The sequence below is a fragment of the Streptococcus sp. SCPM-O-B-15304 (M98) genome (assembly GCF_058200215.1).
Genome location: NZ_JBYQGQ010000019.1, coordinates 1 through 23,740, shown reverse-complemented (window position 1 = coordinate 23,740; position 23,740 = coordinate 1). Strand labels below are relative to the sequence as shown.

General features: G+C 38.5%; 26 protein-coding genes. 25 read left to right on the top strand and 1 reads right to left on the bottom strand.

From position 1 onward, the window contains the following. From AC3E7H_RS09585 to AC3E7H_RS09475, 23 genes are all read left to right on the top strand, one after another. Positions 1-1,420: SspB-related isopeptide-forming adhesin (locus tag AC3E7H_RS09585; protein WP_490676472.1), on the top strand; the 1,420-nt coding region annotated here is incomplete at its 5' end. 323 nt (positions 1,421-1,743) lie between these two features. Continuing rightward, complete coding sequence (locus tag AC3E7H_RS09580) at positions 1,744-3,885, top strand: Cna B-type domain-containing protein (protein ID WP_490676471.1); 2,142 nt, start codon at positions 1,744-1,746, stop codon at positions 3,883-3,885. Positions 3,886-4,101: 216 nt separating this feature from the next. After that, on the top strand, positions 4,102-4,809 hold the full coding sequence (locus tag AC3E7H_RS09575) for a glucosamine-6-phosphate deaminase (RefSeq protein WP_075228289.1): 708 nt from the start codon (positions 4,102-4,104) through the stop codon (positions 4,807-4,809). Between the two features lie 603 nt (positions 4,810-5,412). Further along, positions 5,413-5,589: a 30S ribosomal protein S21 gene (gene rpsU / locus AC3E7H_RS09570; protein ID WP_000048054.1), complete on the top strand. Its 177-nt coding sequence runs from the start codon at positions 5,413-5,415 to the stop codon at positions 5,587-5,589. Positions 5,590-5,776: 187 nt separating this feature from the next. After that, a complete protein-coding gene (hprK, locus tag AC3E7H_RS09565) occupies positions 5,777-6,712 on the top strand; it encodes an HPr(Ser) kinase/phosphatase (RefSeq protein WP_049526992.1) in 936 nt (311 codons plus the stop codon). Next, a complete protein-coding gene (gene lgt, locus AC3E7H_RS09560) occupies positions 6,705-7,493 on the top strand; it encodes a prolipoprotein diacylglyceryl transferase (protein ID WP_490676470.1) in 789 nt (262 codons plus the stop codon). The genes hprK and lgt overlap by 8 nt, the downstream gene beginning before the upstream one ends. Position 7,494: 1 nt before the next feature. Continuing rightward, positions 7,495-7,878, top strand: coding sequence for a DUF948 domain-containing protein (locus tag AC3E7H_RS09555; protein WP_490676469.1), 384 nt, complete (start codon positions 7,495-7,497; stop codon positions 7,876-7,878). Positions 7,879-7,893: 15 nt separating this feature from the next. Beyond that, positions 7,894-8,289 (top strand): YtxH domain-containing protein, encoded by a 396-nt coding sequence (locus tag AC3E7H_RS09550; protein WP_301560024.1) that lies wholly within the window; start codon positions 7,894-7,896, stop codon positions 8,287-8,289. Between the two features lie 86 nt (positions 8,290-8,375). Then, positions 8,376-9,506: a radical SAM family heme chaperone HemW gene (gene hemW, locus AC3E7H_RS09545; RefSeq protein WP_490676468.1), complete on the top strand. Its 1,131-nt coding sequence runs from the start codon at positions 8,376-8,378 to the stop codon at positions 9,504-9,506. Between the two features lie 4 nt (positions 9,507-9,510). Further along, complete coding sequence (locus AC3E7H_RS09540; RefSeq protein WP_490676467.1) at positions 9,511-10,248, top strand: acyl-ACP thioesterase domain-containing protein; 738 nt, start codon at positions 9,511-9,513, stop codon at positions 10,246-10,248. A gap of 10 nt (positions 10,249-10,258) precedes the next feature. Further along, a complete protein-coding gene (locus tag AC3E7H_RS09535) occupies positions 10,259-11,032 on the top strand; it encodes a TIGR01457 family HAD-type hydrolase (RefSeq protein WP_490676466.1) in 774 nt (257 codons plus the stop codon). After that, entirely contained in the window at positions 11,022-11,645 is a 624-nt protein-coding gene (locus tag AC3E7H_RS09530) for a TIGR01906 family membrane protein (protein WP_000850053.1), read from the top strand. Before AC3E7H_RS09535 ends, AC3E7H_RS09530 begins: the two co-directional genes overlap by 11 nt. A 210-nt stretch (positions 11,646-11,855) precedes the next feature. After that, positions 11,856-12,257, top strand: coding sequence for a Spx/MgsR family RNA polymerase-binding regulatory protein (locus AC3E7H_RS09525; RefSeq protein WP_000631256.1), 402 nt, complete (start codon positions 11,856-11,858; stop codon positions 12,255-12,257). Next, positions 12,258-12,536, top strand: a complete 279-nt coding sequence (locus tag AC3E7H_RS09520; protein ID WP_001041984.1) for a UPF0223 family protein — start codon at positions 12,258-12,260, stop codon at positions 12,534-12,536. Further along, positions 12,526-13,293, top strand: a complete 768-nt coding sequence (locus AC3E7H_RS09515; protein WP_490676465.1) for an inositol monophosphatase family protein — start codon at positions 12,526-12,528, stop codon at positions 13,291-13,293. Before AC3E7H_RS09520 ends, AC3E7H_RS09515 begins: the two co-directional genes overlap by 11 nt. A 6-nt stretch (positions 13,294-13,299) precedes the next feature. Beyond that, entirely contained in the window at positions 13,300-14,613 is a 1,314-nt protein-coding gene (locus tag AC3E7H_RS09510; protein WP_485775495.1) for an RsmF rRNA methyltransferase first C-terminal domain-containing protein, read from the top strand. Between the two features lie 109 nt (positions 14,614-14,722). Further along, positions 14,723-15,601 (top strand): phosphate ABC transporter substrate-binding protein PstS, encoded by an 879-nt coding sequence (locus AC3E7H_RS09505; protein ID WP_490676464.1) that lies wholly within the window; start codon positions 14,723-14,725, stop codon positions 15,599-15,601. Beyond that, on the top strand, positions 15,601-16,518 hold the full coding sequence (pstC, locus tag AC3E7H_RS09500; RefSeq protein WP_414258071.1) for a phosphate ABC transporter permease subunit PstC: 918 nt from the start codon (positions 15,601-15,603) through the stop codon (positions 16,516-16,518). Before AC3E7H_RS09505 ends, pstC begins: the two co-directional genes overlap by 1 nt. Then, complete coding sequence (pstA, locus tag AC3E7H_RS09495; protein WP_490676463.1) at positions 16,508-17,392, top strand: phosphate ABC transporter permease PstA; 885 nt, start codon at positions 16,508-16,510, stop codon at positions 17,390-17,392. Before pstC ends, pstA begins: the two co-directional genes overlap by 11 nt. 10 nt (positions 17,393-17,402) lie before the next feature. Further along, positions 17,403-18,206 carry a phosphate ABC transporter ATP-binding protein PstB gene (gene pstB / locus AC3E7H_RS09490; protein ID WP_000049858.1) on the top strand — a complete coding sequence of 268 codons (804 nt, stop codon included), beginning with the start codon at positions 17,403-17,405 and terminating at the stop codon, positions 18,204-18,206. A gap of 12 nt (positions 18,207-18,218) precedes the next feature. Next, the gene (pstB, locus tag AC3E7H_RS09485; protein WP_045763360.1) at positions 18,219-18,977 is read left to right on the top strand and encodes a phosphate ABC transporter ATP-binding protein PstB; all 759 of its coding nucleotides are present in this window, start codon (positions 18,219-18,221) and stop codon (positions 18,975-18,977) included. Between the two features lie 11 nt (positions 18,978-18,988). Then, positions 18,989-19,642: a phosphate signaling complex protein PhoU gene (phoU, locus tag AC3E7H_RS09480; protein WP_000946478.1), complete on the top strand. Its 654-nt coding sequence runs from the start codon at positions 18,989-18,991 to the stop codon at positions 19,640-19,642. 157 nt (positions 19,643-19,799) lie between these two features. Next, a complete protein-coding gene (locus AC3E7H_RS09475; RefSeq protein ID WP_049509820.1) occupies positions 19,800-20,615 on the top strand; it encodes an ABC transporter substrate-binding protein in 816 nt (271 codons plus the stop codon). A 19-nt stretch (positions 20,616-20,634) separates the two neighbouring features. Here AC3E7H_RS09475 and AC3E7H_RS09470 read toward each other — a convergent pair whose 3' ends face one another. Continuing rightward, positions 20,635-21,909, bottom strand: coding sequence for an aminotransferase-like domain-containing protein (locus AC3E7H_RS09470; RefSeq protein ID WP_490676462.1), 1,275 nt, complete (start codon positions 21,907-21,909; stop codon positions 20,635-20,637). Positions 21,910-22,238: 329 nt separating this feature from the next. Here AC3E7H_RS09470 and budA point away from each other — a divergent pair, with 329 nt between their 5' ends. Both budA and AC3E7H_RS09460 read left to right on the top strand, forming a co-directional pair. Next, positions 22,239-22,967 carry an acetolactate decarboxylase gene (gene budA / locus AC3E7H_RS09465; RefSeq protein WP_060955558.1) on the top strand — a complete coding sequence of 243 codons (729 nt, stop codon included), beginning with the start codon at positions 22,239-22,241 and terminating at the stop codon, positions 22,965-22,967. A gap of 12 nt (positions 22,968-22,979) precedes the next feature. Then, positions 22,980-23,732, top strand: a complete 753-nt coding sequence (locus AC3E7H_RS09460; protein ID WP_490676461.1) for a YhfC family intramembrane metalloprotease — start codon at positions 22,980-22,982, stop codon at positions 23,730-23,732. The last annotated feature ends 8 nt before the right edge of the window (positions 23,733-23,740 follow it).

Here is a 23,740-nt window from a genome sequence, read left to right as displayed (position 1 = left end):
TACTGTTGAAGAAGTGAAAGGTACTGATGGAACTGTTACTTATGATGAGATGAAAGCAGTAGTAACTGTAGAAGTTAAACATGACGGAACAGCAAAAGCTCTCATCACTAACGTAACTGATCCAGCAGACAAAGAGTTCAACAACAAGGTGATTCCACCAGAAACTCCTGAGTTCAATCCAGAGAAATATATTCTTAATGAAGAGAAATTTGATATCACTGGAAATAAACTCCTTGATGATGATAAAGAGTTGACTGATAAAGTAGCTGATACCAACAAAGATCCATACGTGGACAAAGTTGATAATAATGAAAAGCAAAATATCAATACTCAAACACTCCATAAGGGTGATAAGGTTGTTTACCAAGTATGGTTAGATACAACTAAATTCACTGAAGCTCACAATATTCAATCTGTTGGTATTACAGATAAATATGATAGCGAAAACTTGGATGTTAACGTATCTGAAATTAAGGCTTATGATTCAGTAACTGGTGAAGATGTAACAGCTAAGTTTGATATCTCAATTGTGGATGGTGTCATTACTGCTACATCTAAGGCTGACTTGACTAAGTCACTTGGAGATGCAGAAAATACTCAAGTAATCGACACTGCTAAATTAGCATTTGGACGTTACTACAAGTTTGATATTCCAGCACGTATCAAGGGAACTGCTAAAGAAGGTGTAGATATTGAAAATACAGCTTCTCAAATTGTTCACCAATATGATCCAACTAAGAAATCAGTTGAAAAACCAGAAAAACCAACTGAAAAACGTGTTGTTAATATTCCAGTGAAAGTTGAATTCAACTTCACGAAGAAATTGGAAGGTCGTGCGTTGAAAGCTGGTGAATTCAGCTTCGTATTGAAAGACAAAGATGGTAACGTGATTGAAACCGTAAGCAATGATGCTGAAGGTAAGATCAAGTTCTCAGCTCTTGAATTCAAACGTGGTCAAGAAGGTACTTATATCTATCATGTAGAAGAAGTGAAAGGTACAGAGGCTGGAGTTGAGTACGATAAGATGGTAGCGACTGTTGGAGTTACTGTAACTAAGGATGGTAAAGTGTTGACTCTTACTTCACAAATGCCTGAAGATACTGAGTTTAACAACAAGGTAACACCGCCAACACCACCAACACCACCAACACCACCAACACCACCAACACCACCAACACCACCAACACCACCAACACCACCAACACCACCAACACCACCAACACCGCCAACACCGCCAACACCACCAACACCACCAACACCACCAACACCAGTAACACCACCAACACCAGAAAAACCTAAAGGTCCTGAGTTGCCAAACACTGGTGAACAATCTAAATCTGGAATTGCTGCACTTGGTGCTGCACTTGGTCTTGTAGGTCTAGGTTTGGTTGCGAAACGCCAAAAAGAAGATGAAGCTTAATATTTCTAGTTTTCTAGAATGATTCAAGATTTGTCTTTGAATATCTAAAGCAAAGATATTCTAAAGTTGGTTATACATTTATTAAATAAGTGTATGTAATCGCAAGAAGAGAGGTTAATGCCTCTCTTTTTGTTTTTATAATTTATTTAAGAAACCGAAAGCTTTGAATAAATATAAAACTTTAAAATTAATTAAACAAATGGTCAGTTATTGTACATTTTTCAAATAAGTATGGTATAATTTGATAAGACAATCAGATGTTTTCTAATCGTAAAGGAGGTTATTATGAAGCATAAATTGTCTAAATGTTTAACATTTTTTTAATGTTTTTGCTAATAGGCTTATCAATAGTTAAATTATCAAAAACAGTTCAAGCGGATTCGGTGACGGGTTATAATCTTGATACTAAGATTATTCATGAGAAATCTGGCCTTGAATTGAGTGATGATGTGGAAGTTATTGCTGGGGAACGTTTAATCGCAACTTATCAATTAACTTTTCCAGATAATCAGAATATCTCTGAGAATGATCAATTGATTTTAGATATTCCTAGAGAGCTCAGATTGATTACAAATTTGACATTTGACGTTACAAATAGTAAGGGTACGAAGGTTGGTGTTGCTCATACAGATCCTAGTACAGGAAAAGTTACGATAACTTTTACAGATTATTTTTCTAAGAGACCTGAGAATAAAGAGCTTTCTTTACAGTTTAATTTAACTATTAATCGAGAAGTTGTTAAGGAGAGTCAACCAGTTACTGTTACCATTGATCATAAGACTTATAGTTTCAAGTACAAACAAGATAGTGGTGAAGCAGGCGACTATGAGATGAAATACGGTTATCAAGATGATACAGATCCAAGTATTATTAAGTGGCGTATTCTCTTGAACGCCAATCAAGATATGATTCGTGGGATGACAATTACGGATACTTTTGGTAATGGACAAACCTTAATTCCTGAATCATTTAGAGCTGTTCGTTATGATACACAACCTACAAAAATTCGTAATGAGGCTCATATTCTCACGTTAGAGCCATTAGATAACTTTTCAAACAAGGCAGTATTCACTAAAAATGCTCAAGGAGGAATCACAGGCTTTACGATTCCATTTGGAGATAACTATCATTGGGCAATGTATATTGAATACTCTACTAAATTACCAGATGGAGTTCCTGTAGGTTCATTAGTATCGAATAATTTGGCATGGTCTGCCACAAATTTTAAGACACGTAGTATGGTACGTGAAGTCCGTCTAGAGTCAGGATCAGGTCTTGGTAACGCTGAAAAATCAGAATCAGTTATCTTAAAGGCTCACAAAACTTTAAAAGGGAAAACACTAGAAAAAGATCAGTTTAACTTTGCACTTTATGATGCTGCAAACCCTAGTGAACCTCTTCAAATTGTAAAAAATGCTGAAGATGGAAGTGTAACCTTCAATGCTATTAAGTATAAAAAAGAAGGAGTTTACAACTATATCATTCGTGAAGTTCTTCCTGAAACCACTGATAATTACGATTATGATAGCCATGAACTAAAGGTTACTGTAACAGTAACGGATGATGATGGTATCAAAAAGGGAACAGTGTCTTACGGTGAAGAGGAAACTACATTTACTAATATTTACAAAGGAACTACAAGTATAAAAGGTAAGAAAATATGGGATGATGCTGATAATAAAGCTGGTATCCGTCCCGATGTTATAACTGTTCGTCTCTTGGCTAATGGTAAAGAAGTAGCAAGTAAATCAGTTAAATCAGAAGAGAATTGGAATTTTATCTTTGAGCAGCTGCCTGAAAATGATGCTGAAGGAAATGCAATTGTTTATACTGTAGTAGAAGATAAAGTTGCAGGATATACGACTGTTATTGATCAGAAAAACTATATTATCACTAATACACATGTCCCTAATATTCCTGATATTCCTGAAGTGACAGAATTAAAAGTCAGCAAGCTTTGGGATGATGCTGATAATAAAGCAGGAAAACGCCCAAATAGCATTAAGGTACAACTCTATGCTGATGGAAGTAAAGTAGGGCAAGAAGTTATTTTAAACGAAGATAATAATTGGACTCATACTTTTACAAATCTTCCGAAATATATAGCAGGAAAAATGATTAGCTATACAATTAGTGAGGTCAATGTTCCTGAGGGATATGTATCAAAAACAGTTCGAGAAAAGGAAACGAACCTAGTCTTGATTAACACTTATCAACCACCAGTGCCTCCAGGTCCAGTAACGCCTCCAGGCCCAGTAACACCTCCAGGTCCAGTAACACCTCCAGGCCCAGTAACACCTCCAGGTCCAGTAACACCTCCATCACCAGTAACATCATCAACGCCTGAAAAGAAAAAGGCCAATGAGTTACCAAAAACAGGTGAGCAGAAAACTACAGTTTTAATCGTTTTAGGAGTAGCACTTGGTTTAGTTGGATTGAGTTTGATTGCTAAACGTAAAAAATAATATAAGAAAAAGAATCATTTTCTAAAATATAATTAGGAAGTGCTTCTGATATAAGATTTAAGAGAGGATGTCAAACTCCTCTCTTTTTTGCTTAAGGGTAGAACTCTTAATTGATTTCTTTAGTATATTTATATTTTCAACAAAAATAAACCGTTTTCACTTGACAAAAATTGGTCTATACCATATAATAAAATAAAGAATATGGAGGACAAAATTATGAAAGTTATTCAAGTGGAAAATCCAATTGAAGGTGGAAAAGTTGCTTTTGATATCTTAAAAGAAAAATTGGAAAACGGTGCACAAACATTGGGACTTGCAACAGGAAGCAGTCCTTTGGAGTTTTACCAACAAATCGTTGAGAGCGATCTTGATTTTTCAAATTTTACAAGTGTGAACTTGGATGAGTACGTAGGTCTTGATGGGGACAATCCTCAATCATACCGTTACTTTATGCAAGAAAATTTATTCAACAAGAAACCATTTAAAGAAAGTTTCTTGCCACGTGGTGTCAAGGATAATGCAGAAGCAGAAGTAGAACGCTACAACCAAATCCTTGCTGACCATCCAGTTGACCTACAAATCTTAGGAATTGGTCGCAATGGTCATATTGGCTTTAATGAACCAGGCACACCATTTGACAGTCAAACTCATCTTGTAGAACTTGACCAGTCTACTATCGAAGCTAACGCACGTTTCTTTGAAAAGATTGAAGATGTTCCAACACAAGCTATTTCAATGGGGATTAAAAATATTTTGGATGCTAAATCTATCCTTCTCTTTGCTTATGGGGAATCAAAAGCAGAAGCTATCGCTGGAACTGTTGAAGGTCCTGTGACAGAAAGTCTTCCAGCAAGCAGCCTGCAAAACCATCCAGATGTGACTATTATCGCAGATGCAGCAGCACTCAGCTTGTTAAAGAAATAAAATTTTTATCATTAAAGACCATTCGATCCTATGGATTGGGTGGTTTTTTGGTCTGGATATGTTCAAAAATGAATACAGTTTTTCTGAAAGTGGTACAATAGTTCTGATAGTAGGGTGTATGATAGATTTTCCCTTGAAAAGAAGAATATATAATCTTCATTTTTTGAGAATTATCAATTCTTGAAAAAGAAATGTTATAGGTATTGATATGAAGAAGACAAATTTGATTGTTCTGCACTTTCTGCTTTTTGTCAGTATTTAGCAAAGATAGAAGCTATCAGTTTAGCTCAACTAAAGGATTTACATTTTATTCAAGAGCAGATACTTAAACATCTTGTCTGGCATTTTGATAGTCAGGATCTGTATATCATTTCTGATTTACTGTCAGATTATGGGGAATATCTAGATTCCATTGAGTGTGAAATAAATGAATTATTTGGCCGTCTGGAATGAATTTTATAAGTGGGGAACTAGGTTAGGTGTAAGGTGTAAATTTTGTAAAATTTAAATTGAATGATTTGGGGGAATTTCATTTTTTTCTTGACAATTTTCTTTATTCCGTGTAAAATAGAATAGATCTTGAACTTGAAGGGAGTGAAAAAAATGTCTAAAACAGTAGTACGTAAGAATGAATCTCTTGACGATGCTCTTCGTCGTTTCAAACGTGCAGTTACTAAAGCTGGTACTCTTCAAGAAACACGCAAACGTGAATTCTATGAAAAACCTTCTGTAAAACGTAAACGTAAATCAGAAGCAGCTCGTAAACGTAAAAAATTCTAATTAATAAGAAAGGCTAGACTTGTCTAGTCTTTTTTTGTTAGCTTCTAAGAGTCTGTTTAATCCCTTTTGATTGTTAAAATTATAAAGGTTACTTTCTTAAATAAATACCTCAAATACTGTTAAAAACATAAACTTCCTACTACAATTTGATATAATAGTAGGGAGAACTCGATTGAAGGAGAAAATTATGTCGGTTTTAGTCAAAGAAGTGATTGATAAGCTCAGACTAGACATTGTCTATGGTGAGCCTGAATTACTTGAAAAGAAAATCAATACTGCGGATATTACGCGACCAGGGCTTGAAATGACGGGGTATTTTGACTACTATACCCCAGAGCGGATTCAACTTTTGGGAATGAAAGAGTGGTCTTATCTGATTAGTATGTCTTCTCATAACCGCTACCAGGTTTTGAAAAAGATGTTTCAACCAGAAACACCTGCAGTTATTGTTGCGCGTGGTTTAGTAGTTCCAGAGGAAATGCTAAAGGCTGCTAGAGAATGTAAAATCGCTATTTTAACGAGTCGTACAGCAACAAGTCGTCTGTCTGGGGAATTGTCAAGTTACCTAGATTCTCGTTTGGCTGAGCGTGAAAGTGTACATGGTGTCTTGATGGATATCTATGGTATGGGTGTGTTAATCCAGGGCGACAGTGGTATTGGTAAGAGTGAGACAGGTCTAGAACTCGTGAAACGAGGACACCGTTTGGTGGCTGATGACCGTGTAGATATCTTTGCTAAGGATGAAATGACTCTCTGGGGTGAACCAGCTGAAATCTTGAAGCATTTACTTGAGATTCGTGGTGTTGGTATTATAGATGTGATGAGTCTTTATGGTGCCAGTGCAGTGAAGGATTCTTCACAAGTTCAGTTGGCTGTCTATCTAGAAAATTATGACACGCAAAAGACTTTTGATCGCCTAGGCAATAATGCTGAGGAATTGGAGATTTCTGGAGTAGCCATTCCACGTATCCGCATTCCTGTAAAAACAGGACGTAATATTTCTGTCGTTATCGAAGCAGCAGCGATGAATTATCGTGCTAAGGAAATGGGCTTTGATGCTACTCGACTATTTGAAGAAAGATTGACAAATCTGATTGCAAAGAACGAGGTGAAAAATGATTGATCCAATCGCTTTTCAAATTGGTCCTTTAGCTGTTAGATGGTATGCACTCTGCATCGTTTCAGGTCTTGTGTTAGCGGTATATCTTGCCAGTAAAGAAGCACCGAAAAAGAAGATTTTATCTGATGATATTTTGGACTTCATCTTAATTGCCTTTCCTTTGTCAATCATTGGAGCTAGACTCTACTATGTTATCTTTAGATTTGATTATTATAGCCAACATTTGGGAGAGATTTTTGCTATTTGGAATGGTGGTCTTGCCATATACGGTGGTTTAATTACTGGCGCGATTGTACTCTATATCTTTGCTGATCGCAAATTAATCAATACTTGGGATTTCTTAGATATTGCAGCTCCGAGCGTCATGATTGCTCAGAGTCTAGGTCGTTGGGGAAACTTCTTTAACCAAGAAGCTTATGGAGCAGTCGTTGACAATCTAGACTATTTACCTGGTTTTATTAAGAATCAGATGTATATTGATGGCTCATATCGCCAACCAACCTTCTTATACGAATCTATCTGGAATCTGATCGGTTTTGCCTTGATTGTCGTTTTTAGACGTCGATTAAAGAGTGTCCGTCGTGGTCATATCACTGCCTTTTATCTAATTTGGTACGGATTTGGACGTATGATTATCGAGGGTATGCGTACGGATAGTCTCATGTTCTTTGGACTTCGAGTATCCCAGTGGTTGTCTGCACTATTGATTGCCCTTGGTATTTATATCATCTTTTATCAAAATCGGAAAAAAGCACCATTTTATAATGTAAAAAAGGAGAATTAAAATGTTAGAAGTGGCTTATATTTTTGTGGCAATTGCCTTGGTTGTATTTTTAGTTTATCTGATTATTACCCTTCAAAAAGTTGGTCGTGTAATTGATGGAACTGAAAAAACTGTTAAAACTTTAACATCAGATGTAGATGTAACTCTTCATCAAACAAATGAATTGCTTACAAAGGTCAACGTTCTTGTTGATGATATCAATGTCAAAGTTGCTACAATTGATCCCCTCTTTACAGCAGTTGCAGACCTCTCTGTTTCTGTTTCTGACCTAAATGAACAAGCACGTGTTTTGAGTAAAAAGGCATCATCTGCTGGATCAAAAACTATAAAAACTGGTGCAGGTTTATCTGCTATTCGTGTTGCAAGTAAATTTTTTAAAAAATAAAAAAGGAGTTGACTAATGGGAAAACTATCATCTATCCTTTTAGGAACTGTTTCAGGTGTTGCAGCTGCCTTGTTTTTAACTAGTGACAAAGGAAAACAAGTTAGAAGCCAAGCACAAGAATTTTTAGAAGATCTAAAAGAAGATCCTGAGTATGCTAAAGAGCAGGTTTGTGAAAAATTAACGGATGTCAAAGAACAAACCAAAGAATTCGTTCTTAAAACAAAAGAGCAGATTGAATCTGGGGAAATTACTCTTGACACTGTCTTAGATAAAGCAAAATACCATGCTCAACAAGCGACTGAAGCTTCAAAAGAAACCTTGAATCATTTCAAATCACAACTAGAAGAAAAAGTAGTTGTGGAAGAAAATGGAAATGGCCAAGAAATTGTCATTGAGCTTCAAGAAAATTAACATAGAGTCACCATTTCCTGGTTTTCTAGAAAATCAAGAATGGTGATTTTTTTCTTGAGTGAACTCTTTGTGGTATAATAAATACTATGCAGAAGAAACCGACATCAGCCTACGTGCATATACCATTTTGCACACAGATTTGTTATTATTGTGACTTTTCCAAGGTCTTTATTAAAAATCAGCCAGTAGACAGCTATCTAGAGCATCTACTGCAAGAATTTCATTCTTATGACATTCAAAAATTGCGTACACTCTATATTGGTGGTGGGACACCGACAGCCTTGTCCGCTTCTCAATTGGAAGTTTTGTTAGATGGATTAACTAAAAATCTGGACTTATCAATGTTGGAAGAGTTGACCATTGAGGCTAATCCTGGTGATCTGAATGCTGATAAGATTGCTGTTCTGCAAAATTCTGCAGTTAATCGTGTATCACTAGGTGTTCAGACTTTTGATGATAAAATGCTGAAAAAGATAGGGCGTAGTCATACGGAAAAGGATATTTATGAAAATATCGATCGTCTCAAACTGGCTGGTTTTGACAATATTTCCATTGACTTAATTTACGCACTTCCTGGTCAGACTATGGAACAAGTTAAGGAGAATGTTGCCAAGGCTATCGCACTTGATATTCCTCATATGAGCCTTTACAGCTTAATTTTAGAAAATCATACGGTCTTTATGAATCGTATGAGACGAGGGAAATTACCTCTTCCTAAGGAAGAATTAGAAGCTGAGATGTTTGAGTATATCATTGCAAAGCTAGAAAAAGCTGGCTTTGAGCATTATGAGATTTCTAATTTCTCTAAACCCGGATTTGAAAGTCGTCACAATCTTATGTACTGGGATAATGCTGAGTATTATGGAATCGGTGCTGGTGCTTCTGGCTATGTAGACGGTGTTCGCTATAAAAATCATGGGCCGATCCGCCATTATTTAAAGGCGGTAGAAGAGGGAAGTGCTCGTATCAATGAAGAACACTTGAGTCAAAGGGAGCAAATGGAAGAAGAGATGTTTCTCGGCCTTCGCAAGAAGTCAGGAGTTTCCATGGCACGCTTTGAAGAAAAATTCGAACGGTCTTTCCAGGAACTTTATGGAGATATTGTCAAAGACTTGATTCAACAAGGTCTTATGCAGGTTGAGGGTGATCGTGTTCGTATGACTAAGAGAGGTCTCTTTTTAGGAGATACAGTAGCAGAACGATTTATATTGGAGTAAAAGTATGGGCTTAACTTATCAAATGAAGATGAAAATTCCTTTTGATATGGCTGACATGAATGGCCATATCAAGCTACCAGATGTGATCTTGTTGTCCCTCCAGGTCTCAGGGATGCAGTCAATTGAACTGGGAGTGAGTGACAAGGATGTTTTAGAACAGTATAATCTGGTCTGGATTATCACAGATTATGATATCGATGTGGTTCGTTTGCCTCTTTTTGCTGAGGAAATCACCATTGAAACAGAAGCTTTGACCTATAATCGTCTCTTTTGCTACCGCCGATTTACTATTTATGATGAAGCTGGTCAAGAGATCGTTCATATGGTAGCTACCTTTGTCCTTATGGACCGTGAAAGTCGAAAGGTTCATCCTGTAGTACCAGAAATTGTCGCCCCTTATCAATCTGAGTTTTCTAAGAAACTGGTCCGTGGGCCAAAATATAGAGAGCTGGAAGAAGCGATAAGCAAGGATTATCACGTTCGTTTCTATGACTTAGATATGAATGGTCACGTCAATAACAGCAAATACCTAGACTGGATTTTTGAGGTCATGGGAGCAGATTTCCTTACTAATCATATCCCCCAAAAAATTAACCTCAAATATGTCAAGGAAGTTCGACCAGGCGGAATGATTACTTCTAGTTATGAATTAAATGGATTAGAGAGTGATCATCAAGTCACAAGTGATGGTGACATCAATGCTCAAGCAAAGATAACTTGGCAAGAAATTAACAAAGATTAGAAAGAAAGATATGTCTTATAAAGGATATTTAATTGATTTAGACGGAACGATTTATAAGGGGAAAGATAGAATCCCTGCGGGAGAGGCTTTTGTTCACGAGTTACAAAAAAGAGAGATTCCTTATCTTTTTGTAACAAACAACACCACTCGTACACCTGAAAGTGTTCAAGAGATGTTAGCCAATCAGTTTAACATTGACACACCTGTATCGACGATCTATACTGCAACTTTAGCTACAATTGATTACATGAATGACCTAGGACTTGAAAAGACAGTCTATGTCATCGGAGAAGCAGGCCTAAAGGAGGCCATTCAAGCAGCAGGGTATGTCGAAGATAAAGAAAATCCAGCCTATGTGGTTGTTGGTTTGGACTGGCAAGTAGACTATGAAAAATTTGCTAAGGCAACCCTAGCTATCCATAAAGGTGCTCACTTTATCGGTACCAACCCAGATTTAAATATTCCAACGGAACGTGGACTTTTGCCTGGTGCCGGTTCACTGATTACTCTTCTTGAAGCAGCAACTCGCGTAAAACCAGTTTATATAGGAAAACCAAACGCGATTATTATGGACAAGGCTGTTGAACACCTAGGACTTGAGCGCCAAGAAATTGTCATGGTGGGCGATAATTACCTGACTGATATTCGAGCTGGTATTGACAATGGCATTCCTAGTCTTTTGGTGACGACTGGATTTACAAAACCTGAAGAAGTAGCAGACTTGCCAATTGCACCAACTCATGTCCTTTCAAGTCTAGCGGAGTGGAATTTCGATGAAAACTAAGTTTACTTTTGTAGGAAGTATTCTCTTTCTCCTCTCGCTTGCGATTTTATTGACTATTTACCTGGCTTGGTTGGTTTACCCTCTGGAGATTTCTTGGTTAAACTTGACAAATCGTGTTCATCTGCAACCTCAGACCATCCAGCATAATTTTAATGTTTTGATGGATTATTTGACCAATCCATTGAGTCAAGTATTGGAAATGCCGGATTTTCCTTCCTCTGCCTCTGGTATTCACCACTTTGTGGTTGTAAAGGGACTCTTCCATCTTGCTCAAGGAGTAGCAGTAGTAACTCTACCGATTTTCTATCTTTTTTGGAAGCAAGTTATTCAGAAAGGTTTTCTGCCACTTTATCGTAGAGCACTCTTAATCATACTTTCTCTACCTTTGGTTCTTGGTTTAGTTGGTGTCTTCATTGGTTTTGAACAATTCTTTACCTTGTTTCATCAGATTCTATTTGTAGGTGATGATACCTGGTTGTTTGATCCAGCAAAAGATCCTATCATTCTCATCCTACCAGAGAACTTTTTCCTCCATGCCTTTCTCCTATTTTTCTGCTTGTATGAATTGATTTTTGGATTTATGTACCTACAGAGTCGAAAAACAAATAGATAAGTGAAGAAAAGTATTACTGATTCCAAATAAAATGTAGGAAGAAACTATCGTTTGTAACATGAATATTTCTATATTTAAGCAAAACATTCATATGTAATTCTAAAAAACCTATTTTTCTTGAAAAAGTAGGTTTTTTTACGGAAATAACTAGTCAAGCGCTTTATTTTTTTGTATAATAGAAATAGAAAAGTATGTAAAGAAGAGGAAAGCATGATTACACTATTTTTATCACCGAGTTGTACATCATGTCGTAAAGCAAAGGCCTGGCTCGAGAAGCATAAAGTGCCCTTCCAAGAGCATAATATTATGACCAGCCCTTTAACGAGAAAAGAACTGCAACACATTCTTTCCTTGACCGAAAATGGTACTGATGACATCATCTCGACTCGTTCAAAGATTTTTCAAAAATTGAATATTGATGTAGAGAGTATCTCAGTATCGGAGTTGCTTCATTTAATTGAGCAGTATCCAAGTCTTTTGCGTCGTCCGATTATTATTGACGCAAAACGGATGCAAATCGGTTTTAATGAAGATGAGATTCGTGCTTTTCTCCCTCGTAGTTACCGTAAACAAGAACTGAAAGAAGCTACATTGAGAGCTGGTATTAATTAGATGAATAAACAGTATAGTTACCCACTAGATTTGTCGTGGAGCACTGAAGAACTTGCTTCAGTGCTTTCTTTTTTTAATGATGTTGAAGCAGCCTATGAGACTAAGGTAGAAGCAAAGAAACTACTAGATTCCTATAAGGGATTCAAAGCGGTTGTTCCAAGCAAGAGTGAAGAGAAACGCTTGGGTCGTGAATTTGAATCTGCGAGTGGTTATTCCTTCTATCGAGTTGTCCAATTGGCCAAAGAACAAGGGGAAGGGAAGATTTCGCTTGGAAAATAAATTTGTGTTTGCCAAAGAGATTGTCAAGGAAGCAGGAGACTATATTCTAGCTCACATGCAGGAAGAATTGAATATTGAGAGAAAATCATCTCCTACAGACTTGGTGACTCGTTTGGACAAGGAAGTTCAGAATTTTTTGGTTGATAGGATTCGTTCGTATTATCCTGATGACCAATTTTGTGCAGAAGAGGGCTGTCTGCGTGCTTCAGTTGGATATGGATCTGTTTGGGTCATTGATCCCATTGATGGTACTAACAACTTTGTCGCACAAGGTGAAGATTTCGCCATTATGGTAGCGTATTTTGAAAACGGTGTGGGTCAGTTTGGGATCATTTATGATGTCATGAAAGGTCATTGTTATCATGGAGGAGGTGCTTTTCAGGCCTGTCTCAATGAAGAACCCTTGCCTATTTTTAAGGATAAGCCCTTGCGTGATTTTCTGATTGCGAGTAATGCTGGTATGTTGGAAACAAACGCTTGGGGTGTAGCAGAATTGGCTAATGCTTCACTTGGTGTGCGAATATATGGAAGTGCAGCTATCAGTTTTTCAAAAATCCTCTCAGGTCAGCTATTGACCTATATCACCTATCTTCAACCTTGGGATTATGCTGCAGCTAGTATTATAGGAGAAAGTTTAGGGTATCAGATTGTAACCTTAACTGGAGAACCGGTGGATTTTCAGACACGACAACCAATTATGATGGTTCCAACTGACAAATTGGCAGAAATCCAATCCTATATCTATGAAAGGAAATAAAATTACATGCAATTTCCAGAAGGATTTGTAAAAAAATATGAAGCAATATTGGGAGATGAGGCAAGAGCTTTTCTTGCCTCTTTTGATGATGAGGCAGTTTCCGCTTTTCGCATCAATCCCTTAAAAGAAAGCCAAGTTTCTTTTTCAGATGCTATTCCAAATACACCGTGGGGCTATTATGGCAAGGTTTCAGGGAAATCACCTGAGCATGTAACAGGCTTGGTCTATTCCCAAGAACCTGCTGCACAAATGGTTGCACAAGTAGCTCAACCAAAGGCTGGTATGAAGGTCTTGGACTTGGCAGCGGCTCCCGGTGGTAAATCCACTCAACTGGCAGCCTATCTTGCAGACGAAGGTCTTCTTGTTTCCAATGAAATTTCTAGCAAGCGAGCAAAGATTTTGGTTGAAAATATGGAACGGTTTGGAGCGTCAAATGTAGTTGTGACCAATGAATCTGCCGATCGTTTGGCTAAAGTGTTTAAGGGATATTTTGACCTAATTGTTCTAGATGCTCCATGTTCTGGAGAAGGAATGTTCCGAAAACAGCCAGATGCTATGGATTATTGGAGTGTAGAATATCCAAGCCAATGTGCTGACTTGCAGCGTGAAATTTTAGAGGATGCAGTCACCATGTTGGCTGATGGTGGTCGTTTGGTCTATTCTACCTGTACCTGGGCTCCAGAAGAGAATGAAGAAATTGTCCAATGGTTACTGGATAGCTATGATTTTGAATTGATCCCAGTTCAACATATCAATGGAATGGTTCCTGGGATTGACTTACCTGAAGCCGCTAGAATGTATCCACATCACTTTAAGGGAGAAGGACAGTTTGTTGCCCATTTACAATTTCGAGGGGAAAATAAAGTCTCTAAGTTCAAGCCTTCTAAATCCAACCTCTCTCGAGAACAGATTTCCTTATGGCAGGATTTTGAGAAGAAACATTTAAAAGAGAAACTGGCTGGAGTCCTACAGGTTTTTGGAGACCAACTGTATTTATTGCCAGAAGGTCTACCAGATTTAGGAAAACTAAGAATTGCACGAAACGGACTTCATCTTGGAACCTTTAAGAAAAAACGTTTTGAACCAAGTTTTGCACTTGGCCTAGCTTTGAAACCAAGTTTAGTCAATCAAGGAATTGAAATTCATCAAGAGGACTTTGTCAAATATGTAGCTGGTGAAACAGTTCAATTATCTGAAACTTTGCCAAATGGGTGGTACCAAGTTTTGGTTGCTGGAAATGGTTTAGGTTTTGCAAAAGTGACAGGAAATACATTGAAGAATTATTTCCCTAAGGGCTTGAGGTTTAAGGTGAAAAACTAGTCAAAATCAGTATTCTATGTTATAGTGGAAGTATGGATTTTTTGCATAAAACATAGAAAAATAGGGCGAAATTCCAAGCTATTCATCATTATTTTCAAGGAGACAAATAGTGAAAAAATTTAAAAAACTCACACTCTCTCTTGCGACTCTTTTACTTGCTGGTTCGCTAGTAGGATGTGCAAGTTGGATTGATCGTGGGGAGTCTATGACGGCTGTTGGGTCAACTGCCCTCCAACCTTTAGTCGAGGCGGCTGCAGATGAATTTGCATCAGCCCACATCGGAAAAACAGTCAATGTTCAAGGTGGTGGTTCTGGTACAGGACTGTCGCAGGTTCAGTCAGGAGCAGTAGATGTCGGCAACTCCGATGTATTTGCGGAGGAAAAAGACGGTATTGATGCATCAGCCTTGGTCGACCATAAGGTAGCTGTTGCAGGTTTGGCTGTTATTATCAATAAAGAAGTAGATGTTGATAATCTAACGACCGATCAGCTCCGACAAATCTTCACAGGGGAAATTACCAACTGGAAAGAAGTCGGTGGGAAAGATTTAGCTATTTCTATTATCAACCGTGCGGCAAGTTCAGGTTCTCGTGCGACTTTTGACAGTGTAATCATGGAAGGGCAATCAGCAATGCAAAGTCAGGAGCAAGATTCAAACGGAATGGTCAAATCAATTGTTTCTCAAACCCCTGGAGCTATTTCCTACTTAGCCTTTGCCTATGTTGATGACTCAGTTGGGACTATCAAACTCAATGGTTATGAACCAATTTCAGAGAATGTAACCACGAATAATTGGCCTTTGTGGTCTTATGAACATATGTATACACTTGGTGAGCCAAATGAATTGGTTGCCGAATTCCTAAACTTTGTCCTTTCAGACGAAGCTCAGAATGGAATCGTTAAAGGAATGGGTTATATTTCAGTTAAGGAAATGAAGGTTGAAAAAAATGCTGCAGGGACTGTGACAGCAATAGAAGGGAGTCAATAATGAATCAAGAAGAATTATCTAAAAAATTGCTCTCTCCTTCAAAAAACTCTCGTCTTGAGAAATTAGGGAAAAGTCTGACTTTTGCCTGTCTCTCTTTAATTGTTATTATTGTGGCTATGATTTTGATTTTCGTGGCTCAGAAAGGGTTATCTACCTTCTTCGTCAATGGTGTTAACATTTTTGAATTTTTATTTGGACAGACTTGGAACCCTTCAGGGAAACAATTTGGTGCTCTTCCGATGATTTTAGGTTCCTTTATTGTTACCATCCTATCAGCTCTTATTGCAACACCATTTGCCATTGGGGCTGCAGTCTTTATGACAGAAGTATCACCAAAAGGGGCAAAGATTTTGCAACCTGCTATTGAACTCCTAGTTGGGATTCCTTCAGTAGTTTATGGATTTATCGGATTGCAGGTCGTCGTACCATTTGTACGTAGTGTCTTTGGTGGAACAGGTTTTGGTATTTTATCAGGGATTTTCGTTCTCTTTGTTATGATCTTGCCGACTGTAACCTTTATGACAACTGATAGCTTACGTGCAGTTCCTCGTCACTACCGTGAAGCTAGTTTAGCTATGGGAGCTACTCGTTGGCAGACTATCTGGCGTGTAACCTTGAAGGCGGCACGTTCAGGTATTTTTACGGCAGTAGTCTTTGGTATGGCGCGTGCTTTCGGTGAAGCACTAGCTATTCAGATGGTGGTCGGAAACTCAGCCGTTGTCCCAACTTCATTGACAACACCTGCTGCGACTTTAACCTCTGTTTTGACCATGGGTATCGGAAATACTGTTATGGGAACTGTTGATAATAATGTTCTTTGGTCACTAGCCTTAGTATTGCTTTTGATGAGCTTGGCCTTTAACAGTGTGATTAAATTGATTACGAAAGAGAGAGGAAAGAAAAACTATGCACGCTAAGAAATTAGATAAACTTGCTACAGCTGTCCTCTATATCATCGCAGGAATCATTGTGACCATCCTTGCTTCCTTGATTCTCTATATCTTGGTTCGAGGCTTACCTCATGTTTCTTGGTCCTTCTTGACTGGAAAATCATCTTCTTACCAAGCAGGTGGTGGTATTGGAATCCAGCTTTATAATTCCTTCTTCCTTTTGGTTATTACCTTATTCATCTCTGTACCTCTATCAATGGGGGCTGGAATTTATTTGGCTGAATATGCAAAAAAAGGTCGTGTTACCAATTTCGTTCGTACCTGTATTGAAATTTTGTCTTCTCTACCATCCGTAGTTGTGGGACTCTTTGGTTACCTCATCTTTGTAGTTCAGTTTGAGTATGGATTTTCAATTATTTCAGGAGCCTTGGCTTTGACTGTCTTTAACCTTCCACAGATGACGCGTAATGTTGAAGACAGTTTGAAACACGTTCACCACACGCAACGTGAGGCTGGTTTGGCGCTTGGGCTTTCTCGTTGGGAAACAGTTCTTCATGTCGTTATCCCCGAAGCTCTACCTGGTATTGTAACCGGTATTGTGCTTGCCTCAGGTCGTATCTTTGGTGAAGCTGCAGCCCTTATCTATACAGCAGGACAATCAGCACCAGCCCTTGACTGGTCTAACTGGAATGTCCTTAGTGTAACCAGTCCAATCTCAATCTTCCGTCAAGCAGAAACCTTGGCTGTCCACATCTGGAAAGTCAATAGTGAAGGAACTATTCCTGATGGAACTTTAGTTTCAGCAGGTTCTGCTGCGGTGCTCCTCATCTTTATCTTGATCTTTAACTTTGGAGCACGTAAACTCGGAAGCTATCTACATAAGAAATTAACCGCTGCCTAAAGGAGAAGCCATGTCAAAATATAATTGGGATGAAAGGCATATTATTACTTTTCCAGAAGAAAAAGTGGCCCTCTCTACAAAGGATTTACACGTTTACTACGGTAAAAATGAATCCATCAAGGGCGTGGATATGCAATTCGAAAAAAATAAAATTACGGCCTTGATCGGACCGTCAGGTTCTGGGAAATCAACCTACCTACGCAGTCTCAACCGTATGAATGATACCATTGATATTGCTAAGGTGACAGGACAAATTCTCTATCAGGGAATAGACGTCAACCGCCCTGAGATCAATGTTTATGAAATGCGTAAACATATCGGAATGGTTTTCCAACGTCCAAATCCATTTGCTAAATCAATTTACCGCAACATCACCTTTGCACACGAACGTGCAGGTGTTAAGGATAAGAAGGTCCTTGATGAAATTGTAGAAACCTCACTTCGTCAGGCTGCCCTCTGGGACCAAGTAAAAGACGATCTTCACAAGTCAGCCTTGACGCTTTCAGGTGGTCAGCAGCAACGTCTCTGTATCGCTCGCGCCATCTCTGTGAAACCAGATATCCTCTTGATGGATGAGCCAGCATCAGCCTTGGATCCGATTGCGACAGCTCAACTTGAAGAAACCATGTTGGAGTTGAAGAAGGACTTTACCATCATCATCGTAACTCACAGTATGCAACAAGCTGCGCGTGCTAGTGATTATACAGGATTCTTCTACCTGGGTGACTTGATTGAGTATGATAAAACTGCAAATATTTTCCAAAATGCTAAGCTGCAGTCAACAAATGACTATGTAACTGGACACTTTGGTTAGAGAGGAAATAGTATGACAGAACCGATTTTACAGGTTTCAGACCTGTCAGTCTATTACAATAAAAAGAAGGCCTTGAATAGTGTTTCCTTATCGTTCCAACCCAAGGAAATTACGGCCCTTATCGGTCCGTCTGGATCTGGAAAATCAACCCTTCTAAAGGCTATTAACCGAATGGGTGACCTTAATCCTGAAGTGACGACAACTGGATCAGTTGTTTATAACGGTCACAATATCTATAGCCCTCGTACGGATACAGTTGAATTACGTAAAGAAATTGGTATGGTCTTCCAACAACCCAATCCTTTTCCTATGTCTATCTATGAAAATGTCGTTTATGGCCTCCGTATAAATGGAGAAAAAGACAAGCAGGTCTTAGATGAAGCAGTGGAGAAGGCTTTACAACGTGCTTCAATCTGGGATGAAGTCAAGGACCGTTTGCATGACTCTGCTATTGGTCTTTCAGGTGGGCAACAACAACGTGTTTGTGTGGCACGTGTATTGGCGACTAGCCCTAAAATCATCCTCTTGGATGAACCAACTTCAGCATTGGACCCTATTTCTGCTGGTAAGATTGAGGAAACCTTGTATGGTCTAAAAGACAAATACACCATGCTCTTGGTTACTCGTTCTATGCAGCAAGCATCTCGAATCTCCGATAAGACAGGCTTTTTCCTCAATGGAGATTTGATTGAATTTAACGATACCAAGGACATGTTCCTCTATCCTCAACATAAGGAGACAGAGGACTACATTTCAGGTAAATTTGGATAAGGAGTGAGAAGATGTTACGATCTCAATTTGAAGAAGATTTAGAGAAATTGCATAATCAGTTTTATGCTATGGGACAAGAAGTTCTTTCCCAAATCAATCGTACCGTACGTGCTTTTGTAACGCATGACCGTGACATGGCTAAAGAAGTCATTGAGGAAGATGCAGAAGTAAACGAATACGAAGTGAAACTTGAAAAGAAATCATTTGAAATGATTGCCCTACAACAGCCAGTTTCACAAGATTTACGTACAGTTTTAACAGTTCTAAAAGCTGTGTCAGACTTAGAACGTATGGGGGATCATGCAGTATCTATCGCAAAAGCAACGATTCGTATGAAGGGTGAGCAGCGTATCCCTGCAGTTGAAGAAGAAATTAAAAAAATGGGTCGTGAAGTAAAAAACTTTGTTGAAGCCGCTTTAGAACTTTATTTGAATGGTTCTGTGGATCAAGCCTATGAAGTTGCAACCATGGATGAAACTATCAACCATTACTTTGATAATATTCGTGATTTGGCAACTGAAGAAATTAGAAAGAACCCAGAAGCTATCGTCACAGGTCGTGATTATTTCCAAGTTATTTCTTACTTGGAACGCATCGGTGACTATGCAAAAAATATCTGTGAATGGGTTGTTTACTTTGAAACAGGTAAGATTGTTGAATTGTAAGATTGATTAATTATGCAAAAAAAGGAGCTTGTTAGTAAGTAAAAGCTCCTTTTTTGAAACAAAAATTGAAAATTTTTCATAAAAATTTGGAATATGCTTGACAAACGAAGTAGATAGAGTTATAATTATACAAAATTAACAGAGAGGTTGTTTATTTATGAATTTTAAAAAATGGATATTTGTCTTATGTAGTTTTCTTGCAAGCTTCTTATTGGTAGCTTGCCAATCGTCTAGCTCAAGCTCGCAGTCTGCAGTGGAGGCCATCAAGCAAAAAGGAAAATTAGTGGTCGCAACTAGTCCCGACTATGCTCCCTTTGAGTTTCAAGCACTTGTGGATGGTAAAAATCAAGTCGTAGGTGCGGATATTGACATGGCGCAAGCAATCGCTGATGAACTTGGAGTGAAATTGGAAGTTTCAAGCATGAGTTTTGATAATGTCTTGACCAGTCTTCAAACAGGAAAAGCAGACCTAGCAATTGCGGGAATCAGTGCAACTGAAGAAAGACAAGAAGTCTTTGATTTCTCAATTCCTTACTATGAAAATAAAATTAGCTTCCTTATCAGAAAATCAGATCTTGAAAAATACAAGGATTTGGACTCTCTAGCAAGTGCTAATATTGCAGCTCAGAAAGGAACTGTTCCTGAATCTATGGTCAAAGAGCAACTTCCAAAGGCACAGTTGACTTCTTTGACAAACATGGGAGAAGCAGTCAACGAGCTCCAATCTGGTAAAGTTGATGCCGTTCATATGGATGAGCCAGTAGCACTAAGCTATGCTGCTAAGAACTCAGATTTGGCAGTGGCTACAGTAAGCTTGACTATGAAAGAAGGCGAAGCAAATGCTGTAGCTATCAAAAAAGGTAACTCAGATTTGAAGGAAGTAGTTGATAAGGTCATCCAAAAACTGAAAGATGACGGAACTTACCAAACTTATCTTGAAAAAGCTGCTAAGCTAACAGAAGTAGAGCAATAAAAAATAACAGAGTTGGATTTCAGTCCAGCTCTGTTTTTAAATAGCTTAATGTTTCTTCAATATTTTCTAAGGAAATTTTTGCAAAGTGATAAGGGCAGTTCGCTAGATAGGAAGATTCGAAGAAGTCGAGTTCTAGAGGACTGTGTTTAAGACTAGCGATGCTAGGATAGTTCCTGAGATCAAGCAAAAGCCCATCATGAAGTGGATAGCTCGGTAGGGAAATGGGATAGCTTTGTAAGAGCTGTTGGATGTGCTCCTGACTTTTTTCTTGCAGTGCCAGTCGTGCTAGTCTGTTTTTCTCAAAGAGTTGACTATCGATGTAGAGTGATAGAGCCTTTTGCATGATAAGGTTGTTATCGTAGTCGAGAATGTTTTTATAGGTCACAAAAGCTTCCTTGATAGTGTTTGGAAGAAGAAGGGCAGTGATTCGAAGGGCAGGAAAAAGACTGGTAGAAAAGGATTTGATATAGATGACCAAATCATGTTGGTCTAAATAATGAAAGGTTTGTCCCATTTTAGGATCCAAGTCCCCCAGATAGTCATCCTCAACGATATAAATCTGATATTTTGCAGCTAAGTCAAGGATGGCAAGTTTTTCCTCTTCAGAATAAGAATGCCCCAGAGGATAGTGGAAACGGGGAATAGTATAGAAAAACTTAATCTTTCCGCTTTTAAAGTGTTCCTCAAGTTCGTTTAGGTCAATGCCGTCTACTCGACGGTCAATGGTTTGATAGGGAATATTTTGAGCTAGTAGCAGCTGGTTCATCCGATGATAGGTCGGTTGTTCAACCAGTATTTCCTGAGCTTGACCTGGAAAATCAATCTGAGAAAGAATAAACAGTGCTTGCTGGGTTCCAGACGTCATGACCAACTGGTCTGCCTTACTATAAATAGCTTGCTCAAAGAGTAATGTCTGAACGGACTGACGTAATTCTTCTAAACCCTCTTGGTGTTCATAGTAGTTGTAGAGATAATTTTCTCGCCCAATCAAGCTCTCATTGACGCACAGACGAAAATCATCATAGGCTGCTGCGTGTTCATCGTTAACTGAGATAATTAAGTCTTCATGACTGGTTTGTTGCTCCAATACATAATAACCACTTTGAGGTTTTGAGTAGATATATTTCTCGTATCGGAGTTCTAAGAGTGCGCGCTGTATGGTGTCTTTGCTACAGTGAAAATCTTGACTGAGTTTTCGGATAGATGGTAGGCGACTTCCAGTGGGAAATCTACCTGATTCTATCTCATTTTTTAGATAGTGAACGACTTGTTCATACTTGCTTTCTTGCTTCATCCCAGACCTCTCTCGATTTTGTTACATTGTACCTTTTTTTTAGAAGTTTGGCAATGTTATACTCTTCGAAAATCTCTTCAAACCGCGTCAACGTCGCCTTGTAGTATATATGTTACTGACTTCGTCAGTTCTATCCACAACCTCAAAACAGTGTTTTGAGCTGACTACGTCAGTTCCATCTACAACCTCAAAACAGTGTTTTGAGCAACCTGCGGCTAGTTTCCTAGTTTGCTCTTTGATTTTCATTGAGTATTAAAAGGCAGTCTAGCATTCAATTCTAATCAGAAATGTGATATACTTAGTAAGTAAAATTTTCAAAGAAGAGTGAGATGATGAAGGTGCAAGAACCAGTTAAATTATTCCAATATAATACTTTGGGAGCCTTGATGGCGGGACTTTACGGCGGGACCATGACCGTTGGTGAATTACTCCAACATGGAGATTTAGGGCTAGGAACCTTGGACTCTATTGATGGGGAGTTGATTGTCTTAGATGGGAAAGCTTATCAGGCTAAGGGATCAGGTGAGAAACCTGAAATTGTGGAAGTTTCACCAGATGCTTTGATTCCCTATGCAGCAGTTGTACCCCACCAGGCAGAAGTTATTTTCCGTCAGCGTTTTGAAATGACTGATCAGGAACTTGAAACACGTATTGAGTCCTATTATGATGGAGAAAATCTATTTCGTTCCATCAAGATTCATGGTGATTTTAAATACATGCATGTTCGTATGATTCCAAAATCAACAAACGAAACGAAGTTTGCTGAGGTTGCGACACATCAGCCTGAATATAGCTGCGACAATGTTTCAGGAACTATCGTTGGTTTTTGGACACCTGAAATTTTCCATGGAGTTAGTGTTGCTGGTTACCATCTACACTTTATCTCAGATGACCTAACCTTTGGTGGTCACGTCATGGACTTTGTCATCAAGGAAGGTATTGTAGAAGTGGGAGCTGTTGACCAGTTGGATCAACGTTTTCCTGTTCAGGATCGTCAATATCTATTTGCTAAGTTTAACGTTGACGAGATGAAAAAAGATATCGAACAGGCAGAATAATAGGAGTCAAATATGAAAATTCATGTAATAATAACGATGCTGGCCTTGTTTGCCGTCCTCATTGCAGCAGTTTGGTACGCAAGAAAGAAATACAAGATTAATTTTGCAGTTTTGGGACTTGGGGCAGTTGCATTTTTTGCTTCATCTCAGGTCTTAGAGAAAATCGTTCATCTCTTGGTTCTTCATCCACAAAAGGATGGGACAGTTCCACTCATGACGGAAAATCCCCTTCTCTATGTGATTTACGGGATCTGTATGGCTGCTTTGTTTGAAGAAACAGCTCGACTTATTTTCTTTAAATGGTTAGAGAAGAAAAGAACTTTGGAAGATTCTGATGCCCTTGCTTATGGATTGGGACATGGTGGCTTGGAGTTGATCTATATCGGTATTGCAAGTCTACTCAATCTCTTCATCCTCTTTTCAGCAGTAGAATCTCAAAATCCAAATATTATGCAACTCTTGCCTGAAAGCACGCTTACAACTATTAATAATCTAGCAGCTTGGCAGATTTATCTTTTGGGACTTGAGCGAATCCTAGCCTTGCTTCTTCAAGTTGGCTTGACCTTCTGGGTTTATCAAGCAGTTCGCCAAAAGAAATGGATTTACCTAGTAGCTGCTTATGGTTTACACGCCCTATTTGATTTGGCTCCGAGCCTATCTCAAGTTGGTTGGTTGTCAAATCCACTTCTCGTAGAAGGATTGTTAGCAGCGGAAGTTATTATTTTTATTTACTTTACAAAAACGATCTTTTATAAAAAGCAATAATACAAAAA